Source organism: Budvicia diplopodorum (genome assembly GCF_009800925.1).
In the GTDB taxonomy this organism is placed as follows: domain Bacteria; phylum Pseudomonadota; class Gammaproteobacteria; order Enterobacterales; family Enterobacteriaceae; genus Budvicia; species Budvicia diplopodorum.
Genome location: NZ_WOYF01000023.1, coordinates 1 through 21,605, shown reverse-complemented (window position 1 = coordinate 21,605; position 21,605 = coordinate 1). Strand labels below are relative to the sequence as shown.

The window sequence follows — 21,605 nt, the reverse complement described above, 5'->3', positions numbered from 1 at the left end:
GTTAATAACAACAACACAAATATAACTTTGTATCGCTATAAGGAAATAAAACTATGTCATACGATTTAATTATTAAAAACGGCACCGTGGTTTTAGAAAATGAAGCGTTAGTTACTGATATTGCGGTAAAGAATGGAAAGATTGCGGCCATTGGCAGCGGTTTTTCCGATGCTAAAGAAGTGATTGATGCCAGCGGTTTAGTGGTCGCACCCGGCATGGTAGATGCGCATACTCACATTTCGGAACCGGGCCGCAGCCATTGGGAAGGCTATGCGACCGGAACCCGTGCGGCGGCTAAAGGCGGTATTACTACCATGATCGAGATGCCGCTAAACCAGTTACCGGCAACCACCGATCGCGCATCGTTACATATGAAATTTGACGCAGCGGCCGGAAAATTAACTATCGATGCCGCTCAGTTCGGCGGGCTGGTTTCTTACAACCTCGACCGTTTACACGAACTGAATGAAGAGGGCGTAGTCGCTTATAAATGCTTCGTTGCCACCTGTGGCGACCGCAGCATCAGCAACGACTTCCGCGACGTTAATGACTTCGAATATTTTAAGGGCCTGCAAACGTTAGCTAAGTTTGATCAATTGGTTGCCGTGCATGCGGAAAATGCGCTGATCTGTGATGAGCTGGGGGATGAAGCCAAGAAAGCTGGCAAAGTGACCGCCCATGACTATGTGGCATCTCGCCCAGTATTTACCGAAGTGGAAGCTATTCGCCGGGTTTTGTATCTGGCAAAAGTGGCCGATTGTCGCCTGCACGTTTGCCACGTTAGCAGCCCGGAAGGTCTGGCTGAAGTAACGCGCGCCCGTCAGGAAGGACAGCGCGTAACCTGCGAATCTTGCCCGCACTATTTTGTACTGGATACCGATGATTTTGCCAAAATCGGCACGCTGGCTAAGTGTTCCCCGCCAATTCGTGATAAAGACAATCAGAACAGAATGTGGGAGCGGTTATTCAAAGGTGAGATTGACTGTCTGGTTTCTGACCATTCGCCTTGTCCGCCGGAAATGAAAGCGGGCAACGTGATGCAGGCGTGGGGCGGTATTGCAGGGCTACAAAGCTGCGTCGACGTGATGTTTGATGAAGCGGTACAAAAACGCGGTATGGCACTGCCGATGTTTGCCAAACTGATGGCAACCAACGCGGCAGATATTTTTGGCTTAAAGCATAAAGGGCGCATTTCGGTCGGTAAAGACGCTGACTTCGTCTTTATTCAGCCAAATACCTCGCACGTGCTGAAGGCGGATGATTTGGAATACCGTCATAAAGTCAGCCCTTACGTTGGCCGTACCATCAATGCCAGAATTGCCAAAACCATTTTGCGTGGTCATACCATTTATGATATTAAGCAAGGCTTTGGTGATACCTGTATTGGTGAGTTTTTGCTGAAACACAAGCAGTAATGCAGTTCCTGCCCGCTGCAAATGCGGCGGGCAGGTGACTAACAACGTTATCGAATTGAGTTTTAGTACAAGCGTTGCCCGCAAATATAATATCGAAATATGGCTATTCTCTTATGGCCGAAGGCGATGTTTTCTGTCATTGAGGCTCTATCTATTGCTATGAACACGTTATCTAAAGATCAATGTCTGTCGGGCATTCAGTGGTTTTTCTTCATTTTTTGCAATACGGTGGTGATCCCGCCAACGCTCCAATCGGCCTTCCATTTATCTGATTCCACTACGCTGTGCCTGATGCAGTATTCATTTATTGTGACCGGTCTGGCCTGTATTTCTCAGGCGGCGTTTGGCCATCGGCGCGCCATTATGGAAGGGCCAACCGGTTTATGGTGGGGAACCCTTTTAACGGTCACGCTGGCCGAATCGGCTCAGGGAACGCCTTTGCCGGTGATTGGCGGCAGCTTAGCCGTTGGCATTATTATCTCGGGCGTACTGAATATTATGGTGGGGCTGACCGGGCTGGGCCACCGACTGGCCGTGCTGTTTAAGCCCGGCGTGATGGTCGTGTTTATGTTTTTGCTCAGCGCTCAGCTGGTTTCGCTATTTCTGAAAGGCATGTTAGGCCTGCCGTTTGGCGTTCAGACCGGGCCAATAGCCATTAACTTTCCGGCCTTCTTTTTAGCGCTGGCCTTAGTGGTACTGGTTATCTACATCATTGTTATCGTACCGCCGCCCTACAATAAATACAGTCTGCTGGCCGGAACGCTAGTCGGTTGGGGGCTCTATAGCCTGATTTTTACCCCGACGTGGGACAGTACGCCGGAAATATCCTGGCATCTGTTTTTACTGGGGCGGCCTGACGAACTGCGTTCAGGCATTGTGATTACTGCGGTATTAGCCGGTCTGGTTAATATCTCCAATACCTATGGTGCGATCCGCGGGACTGATGTGTTTTATCCTGACTCCACAAACTCCCGGCAGATTTATCGCCGCAGTTTTGTGACGTCGGGGATTTATACGCTAGTGGCTGCGGTACTGGGCTTGGTGCCGTTTTCTCCGTTTGTTTCATCGGTAGGGCTATTGACCCAAACCAACGATAGCCGGCGGTTTTCTTTTATCATTGGCTGCGTGATATTTATGCTGATTGGTCTGCTGTCATCGTTGACCATCTTTTTTTCGCACATACCGCTGAGTATCAGCAGCGCGGTGTTATTAGTGTCGTATCTGCCATTGCTAAGCTCGTCATTACTCTTTCTGAAACAAATCAATCTCAATGCCAGAAACGTTTATCGTTTGGCCATCCCTCTGTTTTTCGGCATTTTCCTGATGGGCCTACCGGCTGGCTATTTACAGGATATTCCGTTGATTATGCGCCCTCTACTCAGTAACGGTCTGTTAATGGGCGTACTGCTTGCCATCATGATGGAAAACATGATGGCCTGGGACAAGATTCGTTGATAGCTCTAATTTGATAATTGAAAAGTAGGATTTGTTATGAAAATTATTATTGCGCCGGATTCATTTAAAGAAAGCTTAAGCGCTCAGCAGGCAGCTAATGCCATCGAGCAAGGATTCAGGCAAATATTTCCTGACATAGAGTGCCTTAAATTGCCGGTTGCCGACGGCGGTGAGGGTACCGTTGCGGCGCTGGTAGCGGCGACCAACGGGCGGGAAATAAACCTGACGGTTACCGGGCCTCAGGGTACGCCGGTATCGGCCTTTTATGGCATCAACGGTAAAGGTACCTGTGCGGTGATCGAAATGGCGGCGGCCAGCGGACTGATGCTGGTATCGCCTGCCGAACGAAACCCGCTAACGGCAACCAGCCTCGGTACCGGGGAGCTTATTCGCCACGTGCTGGATGCCGGAATTCGCCATATTATTCTGGGCGTTGGCGGCAGCGCTACGGTTGACGGCGGCGTTGGTATGGTTCAGGCGCTGGGTGGTAAGTTCTCTGACGCTGACGGGCGGGAATTAGAGCACGGCGGCGGAGCACTTTCTTCACTCGCCCATATCGATCTCAGTGAGTTAGACTCGAGATTATCCCGATGCCTGATTGAAGTTGCCTGTGACGTAGAAAATCCACTCACCGGTCCGGCGGGCGCAGCCGCAGTTTTTGGCCCGCAGAAAGGGGCGACGCCAGAAATGGTGGTTCAGCTGGAACAGGGGCTGTGTCGTTTAGCCGAAGTAATAAATAACGATCTGCATCAGGATGTCAGCCAGTTGGTCGGCGGAGGCGCAGCCGGAGGCATGGGAATGGCGGCGAAGCTGTTTTTAAACGGCAACATGCGTTCTGGTATCGATATTATTATTGAAGCTATCGGCCTCAGAGAGTCGATGCTCGGCACCGATCTGGTGATTGTTGGCGAAGGGCGCATTGACCGACAGACCATTGAAGGTAAAGCGCCGATTGGCGTAGCGCGGCTGGCCCGTCGTTATCAGATCCCGGTGATTGGCATTGCGGGCGTACTGGGTGAGGGCGTTGATATCGTTCATCAGCACGGAATTGATGCGGTTTTCAGCATATTGCCACGGCTTGAACCGTTAGACATGGTTTTAACTAACGCAGAGAGTAATTTACGTTATTGCGCGCGTAATATTGCTCAAATGATGAAGCTTGGGGCAAGGCAATAAGATTTAAATAATTAGCTACCTTATATTGAATGGTGTCCAACTATTCTATTTTTTGTTTTTAAAAAATTTAATATTGGCCGCCTAATTCAATGGATAATTTAAATGACCGCGTAATTAATCAGTAGTTAATCACTAATTAATGAGCAATCATTCATGTTATTTATCGGAAGATATTAGGATGCTCTGGCTATGCAGCTTGCCGGGTAGTTAAGCAATTACCCGGCAACGCATTTCATCGCTGGCAAAGGAACGCCGGTTGAGACTCAATAATGTGCTCCAATCCCTCTGATTAATCAGGCCCAGAGCCCTCAGAATCTAGTTAATTCTGTGCCTAACTCGTCAATACTCTGACCTTCTTTTTACGCAAAATTTTACACAAAAACGCATCCGGCAAACCAATAGAACCACGCTATTTATCCGCCCAACGGTCATTTTATATTGGGTGAAATTCACCCTCTAATTGGATAATTGAATATTTTTAAAATATAACAGGGCTAATGAATCAAATTTTATGACAATAGGCTGAATGTGATTTGCTTCACCCTTTGAACCCCTTTTTATTTGTACTGTGTCCGCAGCGTTAATTATGTGGTTTTCCTTGATTTATAGCGTTGAAGATAATTTCGTGTCGTTGCTAAGGTTATTCTAATAATTAAACCATCGACAAAATGATTATTTATCGATTTTTATAAATTTGAAAATACTACATCGGCAATGTATTCATGGTTAGGCTTTTTAAGGTGAATAAAATGATACATGCGTTTGTGAAGAAAGGGAGCTTTCAGGACTCGGTGAGTTTGATGGTGATCTCCCGAAAACTAAGTGAATCTCCTGAAGTGGATGAAGTTTCTGTCATGATGGGAACGCCGGCTAATAAATCATTATTGGAAACCACTGGCTTTTGGCACGACCAGTTTTTAGAGGCAACGCCGAACGATATCTGCGTGGCCATTCGCGCAGAAAATAGCGAACCGAGCGTTATCGACTTTGTAAGCGGCGAATTAGACGCTGCGCTGCAGGCTTTAGCTCAAGGGCAGCGCGGTGGCAAGAAATTACTCAAAGTCCGCCGTTGGGAAAGCGCACTGAAAAAATTACCTGATGCAAACTTACTATTGATTTCGATTGCCGGTGAATACGCTGCAGGTCTGGCTGAACAGGCTATCGACAGCGATAAGAACGTGATGATCTTCTCTGACAACATGACGCTGGAAGATGAAGTTCGCTTAAAGAATAAGGCCAGCAGTAAAGGCCTGATTGTTATGGGGCCGGACTGCGGCACCGCGATTATTGACGGCGCACCGTTGGCGTTCTCCAACGTCATGCCGAAGGGAAGTATTGGCGTTATCGGGGCCTCGGGCACCGGTATTCAAGAGCTGATTTCTCAGGTGGCGCTGGCAGGTCAGGGCATCACCCATACGATTGGCCTAGGCGGTCGTGATTTGTCCGTTGACGTTGGTGGCGTTAGTGCATTAACCGCACTGGAAATGCTGGCTAACGACAGCGACAGCAAAGTGATTGCATTTGTCTCTAAGCCTCCGGCAGAAGAAGTGCGCCAGAAAGTGCTGAAGGCGATGAAGGCGATCAATAAGCCAGTGATTGCGCTGTTCCTTGGTGCCGCTCATACCAACGCGCGTGAAGGCAATGTCTATCTGGCGAATACGCTGAATCATGCGGCAGAGCTGGCGGTTGCCTTAGCCCAAGTGGAAGAGGCGGCGGCTTCGCATACTAAGGCGCCAAATAAGAAAATCATGGGTCTGTATACTGGCGGTACGCTGGCTGCCGAAGCGGCTATGTTACTGGCAGAGCAGCTTGGGTTAGAAACCGATAGCGAACACGCTAAAGGCATTATGTTAGCCGCCGGTGGGCACAAAATTGTCGACCTTGGCGATGACTTCTACACCGTTGGCCGTCCTCATCCGATGATCGACCCGGCGGTACGCCAGTTAGAGATTGCTAAGCTGGCCGAATCTGGCGAGATTGGCGTTCTGCTGCTTGACGTGGTACTGGGCTACGGTTCCTTACTGGATCCGGCTGGCGCAGTGGTTGATGCGGTGAATAAAATGCGCGATAAGCGCGGTTCTCAGCCTGAGATAACCGTTATTGCGACCGTCACCGGAACCGAACAGGATCCTCAGTGCCGCTCGGCTCAAATTAAGATTCTGGAAGATGCCGGTATCGTGGTTTGTAAAACGCTGCCGCAGGCTATGTTGCTGGCAGGCACCATGATCGCCGACGTTCCGCCTGCGAAAGAACTGAAACCGACCGCTCTGCTTAACGGCGTTAACGTGATTAACGCGGGTCTCAGAGGGTTTGCTGAAGATCTCCAGAGCAGTGATATTCCTGTGGTGCATTACCAATGGGCACCGGTTGCCGGCGGAAATGAGAAATTAGCCAATTTATTGAAAAAATTACAGTAAGGGCATTGTTATGTATAAGTCTATTGCAGAAGCCAATACCGCAGTTATCGATCGTATTAAAGAAGCTCGTCCACGTTGGATCGACGTTAAGCCCGCTAAAGTAGTGGTTCCTACGCTTCAAAGCGGCCGGAAACTGCTTCATGCCGGGCCGCCGGTTGAATGGGCCCACATGAGTGGACCGGTTCGCGGTGCCTGTATCGGCTGTTGCCTGTTTGAAGGTTGGGCAAAAGATGAAGCTGAAGCGCTGGCGTTACTTGACGGTGGCAAAATCGAATTTATTCCTTGTCATCACGTTGATGCCGTTGGCCCGATGGGGGGAATCACTTCTGCCAATATGCCAATGATCGTGGCCTACAACGCCGTTCACGGTAACTACGCTTACTGTAACCTGAATGAAGGTATTGGTAAGGTGATGCGCTTCGGTGCCTATGGCCCAGACGTTCAACAACGTTTAGCCTGGATGCGTGATGTATTAGCGCCGGTACTGAGCGAAACGCTGCAAAAGTTTGAAGACGGTATCGACCTGACCGCCATGATGGCTCAGGGTATTACCATGGGTGATGAGTTCCATCAGCGTAATATTGCTACTTCAGCCCTGCTGATGAGAGCGCTGGCGCCGAAGATTTCTCAACTGGATCGTAATAAAGACGAAATTACCGCGGTTATGCAGTTCTTGAGCATTACCGATCAATTCTTCCTGAACCTTGCAATGGCTTACTGTAAAGCGGCGATGGACGCCGGTGCACAAATCAAAGCCGGTAGTATCGTTACCGCCATGACCCGTAACGGCCAGAACTTTGGTATTCGCGTAAGCGGGCTGGGCGATCGTTGGTTTACCGCGCCGGTCAATACGCCACAGGGGCTGTTCTTTACCGGTTTCAGTCAGGCCGATGCTAATCCAGATATCGGCGACAGTGCCATTACTGAAACCTTCGGTATTGGTGGTGCAGCTATGCTGGCAGCGCCGGGCGTTACTCGCTTTGTTGGTGCCGGTGGTATCGATGCGGCGACTGAAGTCACCGAAGAGATGAGCGAAATCTATCTTGATCACAACATGTTACTGCAAATTCCAACCTGGGATTTTCAGGGCGCATGTATCGGGTTAGATATCCGTCGCGTGGTTGAGACCGGAATTACTCCGCTGATCAATACCGGTATTGCTCATAAAGATCCGGGCATTGGCCAGATTGGTGCCGGTACCGTTCGCCCGCCTTTAGCCTGTTTTGAAAAGGCGCTTGAGGCGCTGGCTGAAGAGATGGGCATTGAGTAATCGATTGATTAGTCAATAACCTACAAAGAAGATGAGTCCTTCCTTCAATACTCAACCCCTCTAGGGTACAAGGTCGGACTTATCTTCTTATTCTTTGCACCATACTGTGCGTTAAGGATGCTATGCAACAGGCGAATATTTTATTTACTCCACTGGCTGCCAGCCAGCGTATGCAGCAGGTCAACGGTCAGATTAAATGCCATAGCATTTATTCAAAGGCGATTAACCTTTGCGCGGGGAAAAGTAAATTATTAACCATCCAGAAGACCGGGCAGGGTATTAGTCCTTTTGGCATTGTATTAACCGCGCAGGACTTTTCATTTTTGGCCGACTCTTTATATGCCGGGCAGTCGGGTGAAATAGATCAACAGAAAATAATATTTGGTTCGTTATGTATTTCTCCTCCAGAACGATATTTAAATTTGCGTGCCGAGCCTATCGCTAAAATAGACAGCCAACGGCTGCTTAATTCAATATGCCGGAGCCACGGTATTACTGGACTATATGGCGGCTTATCGACGCTTTTACAGTCGCCGCTCAATAGTGAACTGGTGGATATTAAACGTCGGATTTCTTCTTGGCTTCAGGGTAAGCCGGTAACGTGGAAAGATTTGATAGGAAAAGGGCCGGGGTTAACGCCAAGTATGGATGACACCTTGACCGGTATTTTGCTGATGATTCATAGCGATAGCCGATTTGGCCTAAGATTACAACAGTCTGACTTCTTTAGCCGCGCTGAATATAGCCAACTGGAGAAACTGACCACCATGGTCAGCGTTAACTATTTACAGTGTGCCGCGCAGGGTATTTTCTCTACCTCGTTGTTACATTTATCACGGGCCGCCCGTGATGATGCATCTGCCCGTGAAGCTAAAACAAAAATGTTAATTGAACGAATATTGTGTTTAGGCCATCACTCCGGGGCGGATACTTTATTAGGCATTGGCTTAGCCTGCTTAGCGCTTAATGAATATCGCCACAATGAATAATAGATGAATGAATAGGTAAATATCGGTGGTTATTGTTTTTATCAGCGTCATTTAAAAAGATTTATTATTTTTTTAAATGATTACTGAATTTAATTAGCAAATCAGTCAATAAATAGGCCTGACGTATTTATCAGGTCCTCCTTGTGCTTTCTGTAAGAGGTTAAAGATGGATATGGGAAATAAAAAATATAAAACGCTGGTATTAGCGTTAGGTGGAAATGCCTTATTACAGCGAAATGAGGTTCTTTCCGCTGATAATCAGTATAAAAATATTGCGGCCATCGCCAAAGTTGTCAAAGTATTGTCTGAAGATTATAACGTGGTTATCGTGCACGGTAACGGCCCTCAGGTCGGGCTTCTGTCGCTGCAAAATTTAGCCTATGAAGAAACGCCGGCCTACCCGCTGGATATTCTGGTGGCAGAAACGCAGGGCATGTTGGGCTATATGATTACTCAAAGTCTGGGGCAGGAAGCAGGAATGCCTCAGGTCACTTCGGTGCTTACGCGGGTTTTAGTCGATACGGATGACGTTGCGTTTAAAAACCCGACTAAATTTATCGGGCCGGTTTACAACCAACAGTCGGCGGCAGAAATGGCAAAACGCCATGGCTGGACGATGAAACAAGACGGCAAATATATCCGCCGCGTTGTACCTTCACCTATGCCTAAGCGTATTCTTGATGTGGATGCTATCAATGCGCTGCTTAGCATGCGTCATGTTGTGGTATGTAACGGCGGCGGTGGCGTGCCGGTGGCTGATAATAAAAACAATGGCTTCATCGGTATCGAAGCGGTGATTGATAAAGACTTCTCTGCAGCACTGTTGGCCGCAGAGTTAAACGCAGACTGCTTACTGGTATTGACCGACGCCGATGCGGTTTATCAGGACTGGGGAACGCCAAACCAGCGCGCTCTGCGTGACGTAACGGCCGAAGCGCTTAAGCCTTTTGCTATTGCCGACGGCTCTATGGGGCCTAAAGCTCAGGCCGTTATAGGTTATGTCGAAAAAAGCGGCAACCCGGCCTACATCGGCGCTCTGCACGACGCTGCGCAGATCCTGAAGGGCGAGAAGGGAACCAAGATACATTTGTAATAAGAGGCCTAGCGGTTTGCCCGACACGCTTGAAGTCAGTTAGGGTAACTGTTTGTTTTATTATTAATAATAAACAGCCATCGGTAACGCCGGTGGCTCATTTTTATGATTTACCCACACTTTAGTGTCAGCTCCCATTCATATTCTGCAACAATATTATCCTGCTTGTCATTTTAGACTCAATTCTAGAAAAATGTATATTAACATCTATTTACATTTTAGTTATTTCCTTATGTCGCGTCTGGTACTATGAAATAAAAGCCAATCCTTCTTCAATATATTGATATCGGGATGCTTTTTGAAAAAGTTTCTTTTTGGACTATTATCTGGCCAATGTGGCCGTCTGGACTTTATAACAACTTGGTGCTAACTTTTTTACAGGAAGAAATATTCGCAGGTAATGCGTGATAAATAATTTGGGTTTTAGGAGCAAATGCTTATTGAAATCTGAGTCGCTTACATAAAGTGCGATAGCTTCTAAGATAAGAGTTTATATGTATGCATATAAGAAAAGTCCCTTTTTACGCCAGAAACATTATTAAAGATATTATTCCACGGTCTTTTTTTAGACTAAATATTGAGAAATTAATCTCAGGAATGAGTGATATTAAGTTAGAAAAAATCTATCAACGGGTTAATTATTACAACAAGTTAAGTGATAATTTTTCTTTGGACTCTACCGCGATGGTTGGTAATAAACTCTCCGTCAGAGGGAATGCTAGTAGTTATTATTACGATTTTATGGAAGCGGCCCGTTATTTTGACGGTTCGCTAAAATTTAACTATTTTTTTCGTGATATAAAACATATTCCAGATCGGCCTACCTTTGTGAAAACAAGGCCAATCAGCGGTGAGAACCAGAATTCAGTGTTGTTAAAACTGAATAAAATAAGGCACTTTGGCCTTTTCGACGATAAGATCCCGTTTGAGAACAAGCTAGACATGGCGGTGTTTCGCGGGGCTTGCTATCAGGATTCAAGAAAGTTATTGCTTGAGACCTATAAGAATTCACCTCTGGTTAATATTGGCGATACCGGAAGGCATAACGGTAAAAGACTTAATTTAATGAGTGAAGTTGAACAGATGAAGTATAAGTTCATTATTAGCATTGAGGGCAATGATGTTGCAACCAATCTGAAGTGGATTATGCATTCCAACTCACTATGCTTTATGCGTAAACCCCGTATTGAAAGCTGGTTTATGGAAGCCAACCTGATTCCTGATTATCACTATGTCCTCTTAAATGATGATTTTTCCGATTTAGAAGAAAAGATAGCATATTACTCTCAACACATTGATGAAGCTAAATTCATTATAAATAATGCACATGAGTATCTTTGTCCATTTTTAGACCAACGGCAAGAACACCTTATTTCCATATTGGTGATGAAAAAATATTTCGAATTATCAGGGCAGCAGGTCGAACTGGCCTGATTAAATGGATGTAAGCTTAAATGGTTAGTGGAATTAAGCCTGTCTTTTTGGAAATAATGATTTTTTACTATGATAGTCTTATTTTGGATGACTGATAACTCCACTTAATTGGGGTTATTATCGTTACGTTGGCTGATTATTCTATCGGGGTGGGGATAAGTTTATTATTTTTTCAAATATGTCGAATCTATTCTAACATAAATTAAGAAAGATTTATTTCGCCAAACCCTCTCATATTTTTAACTTATTGACTCTTTGTTCATTTCTTTAATACAGTCCGTTAGTCGGTGAATATGCTGCCGACTAACGGGCTATATGCGACTATTTTCGGTTATGGCAATGGTACTCGCCCGTTTTATGATTAGTATGGCAACCGTTTGAATCTGTTCCACCCGAATGGGCAAACGTGCCATAAGGGAAAAATATTAAAGCGGTAAAACACAATAGAAATAATTTTTTCATGTGGATCGCCTGATTAAGTGAACCCTAAATCAAAAAGAGTATGTAGGGTGATATTAATATCAGAACGATAGTATGCCGTGAGCGGAAAGCTGTATGCCTGTACTAAAGTGTCAGGCTGGTTGATGTAAGCTATTATTATTTCAGAAACGAAAAAGACCTGCTAAAAAGCAGGTCTTTCAATATGGCGGTGAGAGAGGGGTTCGAACCCTCGATACGTTGCCGTATACACACTTTCCAGGCGTGCTCCTTCAGCCACTCGGACACCTCACCAGATTTTGGTTTCAACGCAAACACAATTGCGCTGGAACGGGCGCTACTATAGGGAGAAGGCGGGATGCGGTCAAGTATAAATTAATGTTCTGAATTTAATTGGTTAAGCTATCGGCAAATTGCCCCTCAGGGCAGCTGCTTGAATCGGGAAGATTATCGAGGAGCTGGAGTAGACATCTGAAGTAGAAATAAGAGACATATTGATAGCGTAGTAACCGACAGGCATCGTCAACCGCCTAAATTTTTCAACCCTACGCAGTTAATAGTGAATTTATTGCCCAAGACGCCGGAGACTCAAGGTATACTTAATAGCGTTTGGTTTGAACTAGTTTTAGTTAATATTTTAAGGATGTTTGCTATGTATCCGGTTGACCTGCATGCTCATACTATTGCCAGCGCTCACGCTTATAGCACAGTGAGTGATTATATTTCGGTTGCTAAAGCGAAGGGGCTCAAGCTGTTTGCTATTACCGACCACGGCCCGGATATGGCCGATGCCCCTCATCGCTGGCATTTTCTTAATATGAAAGTTATTCCACGCATCATAGACGGCGTAGGAATTTTGTATGGTATTGAATCGAATATTAAGAATAGTCAGGGTGAGACTGACTGCGACGAACGTATGGCCGAGCTGCTTGACTTGGTGATTGCCGGGTTTCATGAACCGGTTATGGAGTCGTTAGGGTTGGAAGGCAATACGCAAGCAATGATCGGCGCTATCAGTAGCGGTAGGGTGCATATGATCAGCCATCCAGGCAATCCTAAGTATCCGATAGACATCCCAGCGGTTGCTGCCGCAGCGGCTAAGCATAACGTTGCGCTGGAAATCAATAACTCCTCTTTTGTCCATTCCCGCGTGGGTAGTGAAAAAAACTGTATTGAAGTGGCCAAAGCAATACGCGATGCGGGCGGTTGGCTGGCAATCGGTTCAGACTCCCATATAGCCTATGCGCTGGGTGGTTTTGATAAAGCGCTTGAAGTGATTAAACAGGCTAATTTTCCAGAAGAGCGAATTTTGAACGTCAGCCCGCGCAGGCTGCTGGATTTTCTTGAGTCTCACGGCGGTCAGCCTATTGCTGAATTTGCTTCGCTATGAGCGTCTTAAATCGACATAATGGTTCGTTGTTACATCAGTACTGATAAGTGCATGTTCCCGGCAGGTTAACGTATTTTATTGGTTAATATTTAAGGATAAAGAAATGGCTATTAACGTATTTCAAGGATTTAGAACAACGCTACTGTGTGCTTCTGTGGCTTTAGCCTATTCCGGGGCGGTATATGCCGAGGCTCAGGTGCAGAACGTTAAGCTGAACGATGTGACGGTGTTTATACGCGGCGCTGAACTGTTTAACAGCGGTAAAGTTAGCCTACCGGCCGGTGAAAGCGAGGTGATATTTACCAATATTGCCAGCGGGCTAAATGCGCAAAGCCTTATGCTGGATGCCAATAACGGCGTAGTGGTGCAATCTTCGAGCGTAAGGCGCGATTTTCTAACCGAGAACCTATCGCCAGAGGTTGAGCGACTGACCAAGCAAATCGAGGCTGAAGTCCGTGAGCAGAGCAAATTAAACGTTCAGCGAGAAGTGATTCAGGCTCAGTTATCCGTACTGGAAAGCAACAAATCGCTGGGTAATGAGAAACAAGGGACTAGCGTTGAGCAAATTAACCAGATGCTTGAACTGGTTAATAAACGCATGAGCGAAGCCCTGCTGGCCGATATTGATATCAAAGAGAAGATTGCCGTCATTGATAAAAATATTGAGAAGCTTAACAGCCAGCTCGATGAAGCGCAGCAAAAGACCGGTCAGGCGGTTAATCAGGTGGTGGTGAAGTTTTACACCCCGAAAGCAGTGACCAGCGACGTGAAACTATCTTATGTGATCCGCGATGCCGGTTGGGTTCCAACCTACGATGTGCGGGTTAATAATATTAATCAGCCGGTAAAATTGAGCTATAAAGCCAACGTATTCCAAAACAGCGGCATTAACTGGGACAAAGTTAACCTAACGCTTTCCAGCGGCAACCCGAGCGAAGGTGCGCAGGCACCGAGAATGAACCCTTGGTATCTCGATGTGTATAAGGATTATTCAAGATCTAAGGTAAGCCAACCGGGCGAACCGATGGCGGTTATGGCCCCGTCTCCGGCAATTATGGAAGAGCGGGCGGAGAGTCTCGAGCAAGTAGCATATGAAGCCGATTCTGCCGAACAGGTAAAACGCAAATCTGATAGAAAAGCACTGTCAGAATACGTAGTGACCGATGTCGGCGGTGTAAATACCCGTTTTAGCATCTCCTTACCCTATAATATTGCCGCCGACGGTAAAGGGCATTCCGTGTTGATTAAAGAAGTGGACGTTCAGGGCGACTACCGTTACGTTGTGGTGCCTAAAATGGAGCAGGATGCATTTTTACAGGTTCAGCTAAAAGACTGGGAGAATCTCAATTTGCTGCCGGGTAAATCCAGCATCTTCTTTGAAGGCTCTTTTGTCGGGCAGGGGGATATCAATACTAAAAATGCCAAAGAAACGTTGGATCTGTCGCTGGGCCGGGATAAGAAAATTTTGGTTAACCGTGAAAATAACAAACAGCTGACCTCTCAGTCTGAGTTCTTTGGTAATTCGGTCAGCCAGCAGTATGCCTATAGCATGGATGTAAAAAATACCCGTAAAGAGCCGATCAAGTTGGTGGTACTGGATCAAGTGCCAATGAGCCATGATTCCTCTATTACGGTTGAAGGCCTTAAACATGACGGTGCTAGCTACAATAAAGATACCGGTGAAGTTCAGTGGTCACTCGAGCTGGCTCCTAATCAGTCGCAAAAATTAGGTTTGTCTTATACGGTGAAATACCCGAAAGACCAACGTGTAATAGGTTTATAACTAAGATAACAGGTTGTATTGATGAATGAGTTTTCTGTAGTCTGCCGTATTCTGGGCTCGCTGTTTTATCGCAAGCCCGAGGATGCGGTTTTGGATCCACTGTTTGCCTTACTCAGTGACGGTAAATTGAAGCAACATTGGCCGCTAGAGCAGGACGATCTGTTAGATCGTCTGGGACAGAATCTGGACCGCCAGGCGCTAGCGTCTGACTATCAGGCTATGTTTGCCGCCGGTGGTAGCGTTTCTCCCTATGGTGCCGATTATGACGGTATCGGTGAAGCCGAAACCCGCGCATTTCTGACCCAGTGTGGAATGCCGCTGACCGATGCGCCTGCCGATCACTTTGGTTTGCTGCTGCTGGCAGCTTCCTGGATTGAAGACAACGCGCAGGAGTCAGACGAAATTCAGGCTCAGATTACTCTGTTTGATGACTATCTGTTTCCGTGGTGTGGAAGCTTCTTAGGTAAAGTTGAAGCCCACGCCTCGGGTGCTTTTTACCGGACGCTGGCTATTGTTACCCGTGAGGCATTACAGGCGATGCGTGATGAACTGTCAGAAGTTTTAGGTGAAGAGTCAGAAGGAAGTAGCCCAAGTGAGTGATGAAACCGAACTAAATGAATTGCACGAACAAGATGACCTACAGAGTGAAAGGCTGAGCGAACTACAGGGCTCAGTATTTTCTCATTTACTGCTATCTCGCTATCCGGAATTTGATACCCCAACCAGCCTGCAGGCATGGGATGCGGCCGATGAGTATTTAATGAATACCGTCGATAAAGCGCTGTTAGCCAAAGGGCCGGTCTTTATTCTCAACGATACGTTCGGCACGCTGGCCTGTGAGCTGGCCATGTTTAATCCGGTTAGCTACGGTGATTCCTACGTGAGCGAACTAGCGACCCTACGCAATCTTGAACAAAATAGTCTGCCTCGTGACGCCGTCACTTTTATTGACGCACTGTCTGATCTTCGCAGTACGCCAGCGGTAGTGCTAATTAAAGTGCCTAAAACGTTGGCGCTGCTGGAGTATCAGCTTCATGCCTTACGCAAAGTGGTGAATGCCGATACCCAGATTATTGCGGCGGCTAAAACCCGTGATATCCATACTTCAACCATCCAGCTGTTTGAAAAAATTCTCGGGCCAACCCATACCAGTCTGGCATGGAAAAAGGCGCGGTTAATTTTCTGTCAGTTCAGCCAGCCGGACGTTGAGCCAATGGATGAAGTGATGAGCTGGCCGCTGGACGGAACGGACTACATTATTGATAACTATCCTAACGTGTTTTCGCGTACCGCATTGGATATCGGCGCACGTTTCTTCTCTGAGAACCTGCCTTCAGGGCTGAGTGGAACCATTGTTGATTTGGGCTGTGGAAACGGGGTGCTGGGCTTACGTGCGCTAGAGCTAAACCCAAGCGCCGAAGTGATCTTTCGCGATGAATCCTATATGGCGGTGGCGTCCAGTCGGTTAAACGTGGAGCGCAATCGCCCGGGCGATCTTGAGCGCTGTTTCTTTGAAGCTGACCATTCGCTGGCAAATATCGACCGCAACTCACTACAGGCCGTTATCTGTAATCCTCCGTTCCATCAGCACCATTCCGTGACTGACTATATTGCTTGGCAAATGTTTAACGATGCCAAGCGGTGTCTGGCTATTGGCGGCGAGCTACGCATCGTTGGCAACCGTCACCTTGGCTATCATCAAAAGCTAAAGCGGCTGTTTGGTAACTGTGAAATGGTGGCGTCGAACAAGAAGTTTGTGATTTTACGTTCGGTTAAAGCGCCCAGAAAACGCACGCCAAGGGTTGAAACTGAAACCGTTATCGATGAGAAAAACGTCGATTAACCGAAAGATAGTCCGGCTATTAAAGTAAAAAGCCACCGGCATAGAAGGTGGCTTTAATCCCTCTCCTGAACGGCTGATACCCCCACAAAATTAGCGTTAATAAAGCGTAACCATCCTTCGTAGGTCTTGGTCATGTGCTTATTAAAATCAAGCGCTTCCACAACGAGTTCAACATCCTGCGGGATGAAGCGTTTTCCATATTATTTCAGAGCCACAGGATCGTTTAAATTCGCTTAAACGACCGGCATTACCTTCTATGAAGCGAATCTATATTTCTTATTAGATGACTCGATATTAAATATTGAGCCATATCTACCGGTAATTTTTAATATTTCTTTCTTATCATAATCCGCATATTTCAGCAGTAAGTAGATATTAATTCGCTATTTTTTGGTTGATGATTTAGTTATTAACTAGAAATGGTTAATTAACTAACTTCAGCGTTGATGCTAATAATTTTATTTCCATTATAATCATGATTTATTGATTTTTGTGGTTCTTATTTGAGTGATTTTTGATACGTGTTTATGTAATGCATTGATGTTGATCGTGATTTTTTCTATTTAGATAATTTACGTATTTTCGGTAAAAAGTTGTTATTTTATATTAATTTAAATAGTAATAAGTGTTGCTAATAGTCATTGTTATTTTTCTAACGACAGGGATTTGTATCGATCATGCTACTGTTGCATCCGTTAACTTCGCTCTTGACGTTTAGCTCTATTAAAACAGAAATTCAATAATTCTATATTGGTCATGCTCGTTGTTGAGTATTACTAATAATTTTATTTCTTGTTTTTACTATTAGTGGCGTATGCGTCATTTATAAATCGATTCGCTGTGGATGTGAAATCGGTAAGAAAAATCAAAGGATGCTCTTATGAAAAAGAAAGCCCTCTCTCTTTGTATCGCCCTAGCTTTAACTAACAACGTTATGGCCGATACCACTATACAAAATGAAACAGAACAACCGGCTTGCCCGACTAATATCAGTACGTTAACCCAAGAACAGCGCGAGGAATTACCTACGACCTGTTTGGAGGAGGAAGACGACCTTTGGACATGGCTTGCTGGCGGACTCGCTGCGAGCGTTGCTGCGATTACCGCCATTGCGATAAATAGTAATGACGACGGGGGCAGCAGCAACCAAAGTATTAGCGGCGGTAGCGAAGGTGGCAGTATTACGCCATTATCACCGGTTATTTTCAGCAATGGCGTCACGTTTGATCCAAACGCGCGCACGGTGACGTTCAACAATATCACCTACCAATACGTTCAAGATGGCGATAAATATACGCTCACTGCACCAGACGGAACGGTTTTGTATACCGATCGCGCTAACCTGACTGTTGACATCAACAGAAACTTATTGATTAGAGGTCAGGATGCTAACGGCCTGTACTGGTCGTTCAATGCCGTAGGGAAATTCATTCGGGCTGGCGTTGACACTCGCGTAATTACAGGTAATGGCAGCAGTAATACCATTGATACCGGCTCCAGTGCTTCAGGGAAAAATACTGCGGGTACTATTGTGGATGGTGATAACACCAGCACGGTAATTAACGGGGGTTCTAACGCTACGAATGGCGGTACCGCGACGAAAGTGGACGGCAATGGTGTAGTGGTTGATAACACCGGCGGCACGAATGCCAGCGGTGAGGGCTCAACCGGTACCAGTATTACCGGTGATAACGGCAAAGTGATTAACGAGGGGGCCACAAACATTACTGATGGCGGCACGGGTACCCGAATTGATGGTAATCATGCTCAGGTAGATAACACTGGCGGCAGCAGTATTTCCGGTAACGGTTCAACCGGTACCGACGTTAAAGGCGATGATGCCGTTATCAACAATACCGGTAATACCAACATCTCTGACGGCGGTACCGGGACTAAAATTGACGGCAATAACGCTCGGATTGACAACAAAGGTGACACTGCTGCAACGGGCGCGGGTACTGCTGGCGTAGTGATTACGGGGGACGGTGCGGTTGTGAATAACACCGGCGACACCTCAGTCACCGAGGGGGCGACCGGTACTCAAATCAACGGTAATGGCGCCACGGTAAATATTAAGGGTGACGATAGCGCACCGGCAAAAATAGATGTCGATCGCGGGGGCAAAGGCGTGGTGATCAACGGGAATAATGCCCGTCTGGTTATTGACAACGCCTTGTCTACCGTTGACGGGCAGAATTCCGTACTGGTGGATATCAATGGTAATGATGCCAGCGTCAGCCTGAATGGTGATATTCGCGTCAGCAACAGTGCGCACGGCATTGATATTGAAGGTTCCCGCGCCGCGGTCAATATTGCTGCACGACTTTTGGTTGAAGATCTGAACTCCGTAGGCATCAATGTCTTGGGCGCTGACTCCATCTTTACTAACACGGGGAATATCAGCGTCAGCAAGAACGCCACCGGCGCCATTATCACCGGTGATAATTCGAACGTGACGCTTGGTGGCAGTGTCAACGTGACGGCCGTCAAGGACAGCCTAGGCGTGCTGCAAAACGGCAATGGTGTTGTTGTCAACAGCAATAACAGCGCGATAGATATCAAAGGTAGTATCAACCTCCGTAACGAGAACGTTCCGGCCGATGTGATAACGCCGTCCCTTGCAGGCATGACCGGGGTCGCTGTCAACGGCAACCAAAATACCATTAATATTGGTGGCTCTGTGAATGTGTCATCGGTTGGAAACATAGATCCACACGACTACGTGGGCGTGGACGTGACCGGTACGGGCAATAACATCGCGATCGCTGGCGGTGTTAATCTGCTGGTAGACTCCACTTATTGGGTGAGTGATGATAGTTATGCTTACGTTTATGGTGCCTCTGATTTCCATGCTACAGGCCTCAAGGTTACGGGGAATAACCGGGTCACGGTGAGTGGAGAATCCTCAGTCACGAATGCTTCCAGCCAATCAGATTCATCGCTGTATGCTAGAGTCAGTGATGGCGGCCAATTGTTGTTGACCGAAGGCTCAACGCTGGAGCTTAACTACAATAATCATCGTTCCACATCGCTCCAATGGTATGGAATGATTCAGTCCATCGGACAAGGCTCACTGGTCAACAATGCTGGGTTGATTGATACATCCGGTGCGGTAGGCGCTCTGATTATGGATGCCAGTAACAAGGCGACGGCTATCAACTCCGGCACCATTCGTGCTTATAGTGGCCAGCGTCTGGGGAGCGCTGCGCTACGGGCTAGTGGTGCGACGGTAGAGAACCGCGGCGTCATTTCAGTCGTATCATTAAACGCTCCTTATTATAATGGTGGGGATAATAGTTACCCTATCAAGTGGTACGCAAATACCTATTATGGGGAGCTTGCAACCTATGGTGCCACGGCGGTGAATACCGATACCGGCAACATTCAGCTGCAGGGCGCGGGATTGTTCGGCGTGGCGGCAAATCAGAACAGCGTGGCGGTGAATCAGGGACAGATTTCACTGGATGGCTTTATGCCGGTATTTGATGAACAGGGCCAAATTGCCGGTAAAACGGCGTATACGACATCTACCGTTTTCAACCGCGGTGCAGGCATGGTTGCGGGTAGTACCGATGGCGCTTTAAGAGGTCGTGGTGCTACCGCGTTAAACGCTGGCAATATTACTGTGACAAATTCCGGTTTTGGTATGCTGGCGATGGGCGGCGGTACCGTGACCAATCAGGGTACTATTACGCTGAAGGCCGATGAAGGTACGGTTAAAGGCGGCACGCCGCCTCAGCTTGTTGGCATGGGCGCCATACTGGGTGGGGCCGCCATTAACGATGTCACGGGTAAAATTGTCATCAATACGGACGTGGGGCAGGCGTTTTATAACGACGGTAGCAGCCTGATTATCAACCGTGGCGAAATCGTGGTGGGTGAAGGCGTTGATGAATCGGTTGATAACGGTAGAGATCCCGCAGTCGTTTCGGATAAAACCATTCTGGCCGCTATTCCGGCCGGACGTGGCGAAACGCAGGCTCTCACATCAGCAACTGGGTTTGCCTCTGCTAGCAATACGGCAAACTATGGCATCCTGACGTTAAATAGTGATTTCACTGCTTTCTCATGGTTGTTTAATGAAGCCGATGCCGTTCTGAATCTGAGGGGACCGCTGACGCTGAAAACAGGGCTGGAAAATAAAGGCGACATAACGGCAACCGCCATCTCCACGCAAGCTGATGTAAACGTATATAACCGTGCCGGTGCCAGCCTGACGGTAAACGATAAACTGTATTTAAAGATCAACAGCAATTTCTTTAACGAAGGGACTTTTACCGGTACCGTCACTGAAAACCACTATTTGGGTTCAGTGGTGAATACCGGCACCATGAAGGTCGCACGGGATGGTGCGGCGGTAATGGAAGGCAGTGCGATTATTTATAATCAGAAGGGTGGCCTGATTACTAACACGGGTAATGTGGTTGATGGTGGAGCAAACGCCCTGATTAACAGTACCCGTAGCGATACCATTAATTTCTTTATGAATTCCGGTACGATTAGTGCAAAAAATGGCTACAGTGCGCTCAATACCTATGATGTCACTGAAAGTCAGGCTGTCAAGCCGCTCTGGCTGTATAACAATGCTACCGGTGTGATTGAAGGTATTGACCCGGTCGGTCCATTGCTTGATCTGGGACGCGGTTATAACTTCTACAACGACGGTACCATCACCGTGCAGGGCAACAACGCCGTGGCTATCAGCGGCGGTATTACGGGTTATGCAGCGAATCTGGTTAACAGTGGCACCATTAACGTCGGTACTGAGGTAGGTAAAACCAACGGCACCAATGGCACCAATCTTGTGGGTATCAAAGGCAATGGCGTCAATACGACGATTAATAACGCGGCTGACGGGGTCATCAATATTTATGCTGACAGCTCTTACGCGTTTGGTGGTAC

General features: G+C 47.0%; 14 protein-coding genes and 1 tRNA gene. 13 read left to right on the top strand and 2 right to left on the bottom strand.

Annotation, left to right across the window (positions count from 1 at the left end; all coding sequences use genetic code 11):
• Nucleotides 1–53: 53 nt before the first annotated feature.
• The 8 genes from allB (at nucleotide 54) to GVI43_RS15060 (ending at nucleotide 11,249) form a co-directional block, all read left to right on the top strand.
• Nucleotides 54–1,415: an allantoinase AllB gene (gene allB, locus GVI43_RS15095; RefSeq protein WP_159567672.1), complete on the top strand. Its 1,362-nt coding sequence runs from the start codon at nucleotides 54–56 to the stop codon at nucleotides 1,413–1,415.
• Between the two features lie 159 nt (nucleotides 1,416–1,574).
• Nucleotides 1,575–2,870, top strand: coding sequence for a uracil/xanthine transporter (locus GVI43_RS15090; RefSeq protein ID WP_159567671.1), 1,296 nt, complete (start codon nucleotides 1,575–1,577; stop codon nucleotides 2,868–2,870).
• Between the two features lie 36 nt (nucleotides 2,871–2,906).
• Complete coding sequence (locus tag GVI43_RS15085) at nucleotides 2,907–4,046, top strand: glycerate kinase (protein WP_159567670.1); 1,140 nt, start codon at nucleotides 2,907–2,909, stop codon at nucleotides 4,044–4,046.
• 749 nt (nucleotides 4,047–4,795) lie between these two features.
• The gene (gene fdrA / locus GVI43_RS15080) at nucleotides 4,796–6,463 is read left to right on the top strand and encodes an acyl-CoA synthetase FdrA (protein WP_159567669.1); all 1,668 of its coding nucleotides are present in this window, start codon (nucleotides 4,796–4,798) and stop codon (nucleotides 6,461–6,463) included.
• Between the two features lie 10 nt (nucleotides 6,464–6,473).
• Nucleotides 6,474–7,733, top strand: coding sequence for a YlbE family protein (locus GVI43_RS15075; RefSeq protein WP_159567668.1), 1,260 nt, complete (start codon nucleotides 6,474–6,476; stop codon nucleotides 7,731–7,733).
• A 122-nt stretch (nucleotides 7,734–7,855) separates the two neighbouring features.
• Nucleotides 7,856–8,722, top strand: coding sequence for an oxamate carbamoyltransferase subunit AllH family protein (locus GVI43_RS15070; protein ID WP_159567667.1), 867 nt, complete (start codon nucleotides 7,856–7,858; stop codon nucleotides 8,720–8,722).
• A 172-nt stretch (nucleotides 8,723–8,894) separates the two neighbouring features.
• Complete coding sequence (locus tag GVI43_RS15065) at nucleotides 8,895–9,815, top strand: carbamate kinase (RefSeq protein ID WP_159567666.1); 921 nt, start codon at nucleotides 8,895–8,897, stop codon at nucleotides 9,813–9,815.
• 498 nt (nucleotides 9,816–10,313) lie between these two features.
• Nucleotides 10,314–11,249, top strand: coding sequence for a glycosyl transferase family 90 (locus tag GVI43_RS15060; RefSeq protein WP_211959112.1), 936 nt, complete (start codon nucleotides 10,314–10,316; stop codon nucleotides 11,247–11,249).
• Between the two features lie 321 nt (nucleotides 11,250–11,570).
• Here GVI43_RS15060 and GVI43_RS15980 read toward each other — a convergent pair whose 3' ends face one another.
• Entirely contained in the window at nucleotides 11,571–11,711 is a 141-nt protein-coding gene (locus GVI43_RS15980; protein WP_159567665.1) for a YHYH domain-containing protein, read from the bottom strand.
• 182 nt (nucleotides 11,712–11,893) lie between these two features.
• Nucleotides 11,894–11,981: transfer RNA gene (locus GVI43_RS15050), tRNA-Ser, on the bottom strand.
• A gap of 358 nt (nucleotides 11,982–12,339) precedes the next feature.
• Between GVI43_RS15050 and GVI43_RS15045 the strand changes: the two genes are divergently transcribed.
• The 5 genes from GVI43_RS15045 to GVI43_RS15025 all read left to right on the top strand — a co-directional run.
• Entirely contained in the window at nucleotides 12,340–13,077 is a 738-nt protein-coding gene (locus tag GVI43_RS15045; RefSeq protein ID WP_159567664.1) for a phosphatase, read from the top strand.
• 103 nt (nucleotides 13,078–13,180) lie between these two features.
• Complete coding sequence (locus tag GVI43_RS15040; protein ID WP_159567663.1) at nucleotides 13,181–14,860, top strand: DUF4139 domain-containing protein; 1,680 nt, start codon at nucleotides 13,181–13,183, stop codon at nucleotides 14,858–14,860.
• Nucleotides 14,861–14,881: 21 nt separating this feature from the next.
• Nucleotides 14,882–15,460 carry a TorD/DmsD family molecular chaperone gene (locus GVI43_RS15035; RefSeq protein WP_159567662.1) on the top strand — a complete coding sequence of 193 codons (579 nt, stop codon included), beginning with the start codon at nucleotides 14,882–14,884 and terminating at the stop codon, nucleotides 15,458–15,460.
• 52 nt (nucleotides 15,461–15,512) lie between these two features.
• Entirely contained in the window at nucleotides 15,513–16,703 is a 1,191-nt protein-coding gene (gene rlmG / locus GVI43_RS15030; protein ID WP_159567682.1) for a 23S rRNA (guanine(1835)-N(2))-methyltransferase RlmG, read from the top strand.
• Between the two features lie 880 nt (nucleotides 16,704–17,583).
• The coding region (locus GVI43_RS15025; protein WP_159567661.1) for a beta strand repeat-containing protein at nucleotides 17,584–21,605 on the top strand (4,022 nt) is incomplete at its 3' end.

Coding starts and splice junctions, on each gene's coding strand:
- allB (WP_159567672.1), top strand. CDS start 54: ATGTCATACGATTTAATTATTAAAAACGGCACCGTGGTTTTAGAAAAT.
- GVI43_RS15070 (WP_159567667.1), top strand. CDS start 7,856: ATGCAACAGGCGAATATTTTATTTACTCCACTGGCTGCCAGCCAGCGT.
- GVI43_RS15090 (WP_159567671.1), top strand. CDS start 1,575: ATGAACACGTTATCTAAAGATCAATGTCTGTCGGGCATTCAGTGGTTT.
- fdrA (WP_159567669.1), top strand. CDS start 4,796: ATGATACATGCGTTTGTGAAGAAAGGGAGCTTTCAGGACTCGGTGAGT.
- GVI43_RS15065 (WP_159567666.1), top strand. CDS start 8,895: ATGGGAAATAAAAAATATAAAACGCTGGTATTAGCGTTAGGTGGAAAT.
- GVI43_RS15980 (WP_159567665.1), bottom strand. CDS start 11,711: ATGAAAAAATTATTTCTATTGTGTTTTACCGCTTTAATATTTTTCCCT.
- GVI43_RS15045 (WP_159567664.1), top strand. CDS start 12,340: ATGTATCCGGTTGACCTGCATGCTCATACTATTGCCAGCGCTCACGCT.
- GVI43_RS15085 (WP_159567670.1), top strand. CDS start 2,907: ATGAAAATTATTATTGCGCCGGATTCATTTAAAGAAAGCTTAAGCGCT.
- GVI43_RS15035 (WP_159567662.1), top strand. CDS start 14,882: ATGAATGAGTTTTCTGTAGTCTGCCGTATTCTGGGCTCGCTGTTTTAT.
- GVI43_RS15060 (WP_211959112.1), top strand. CDS start 10,314: ATGCATATAAGAAAAGTCCCTTTTTACGCCAGAAACATTATTAAAGAT.
- GVI43_RS15075 (WP_159567668.1), top strand. CDS start 6,474: ATGTATAAGTCTATTGCAGAAGCCAATACCGCAGTTATCGATCGTATT.
- GVI43_RS15040 (WP_159567663.1), top strand. CDS start 13,181: ATGGCTATTAACGTATTTCAAGGATTTAGAACAACGCTACTGTGTGCT.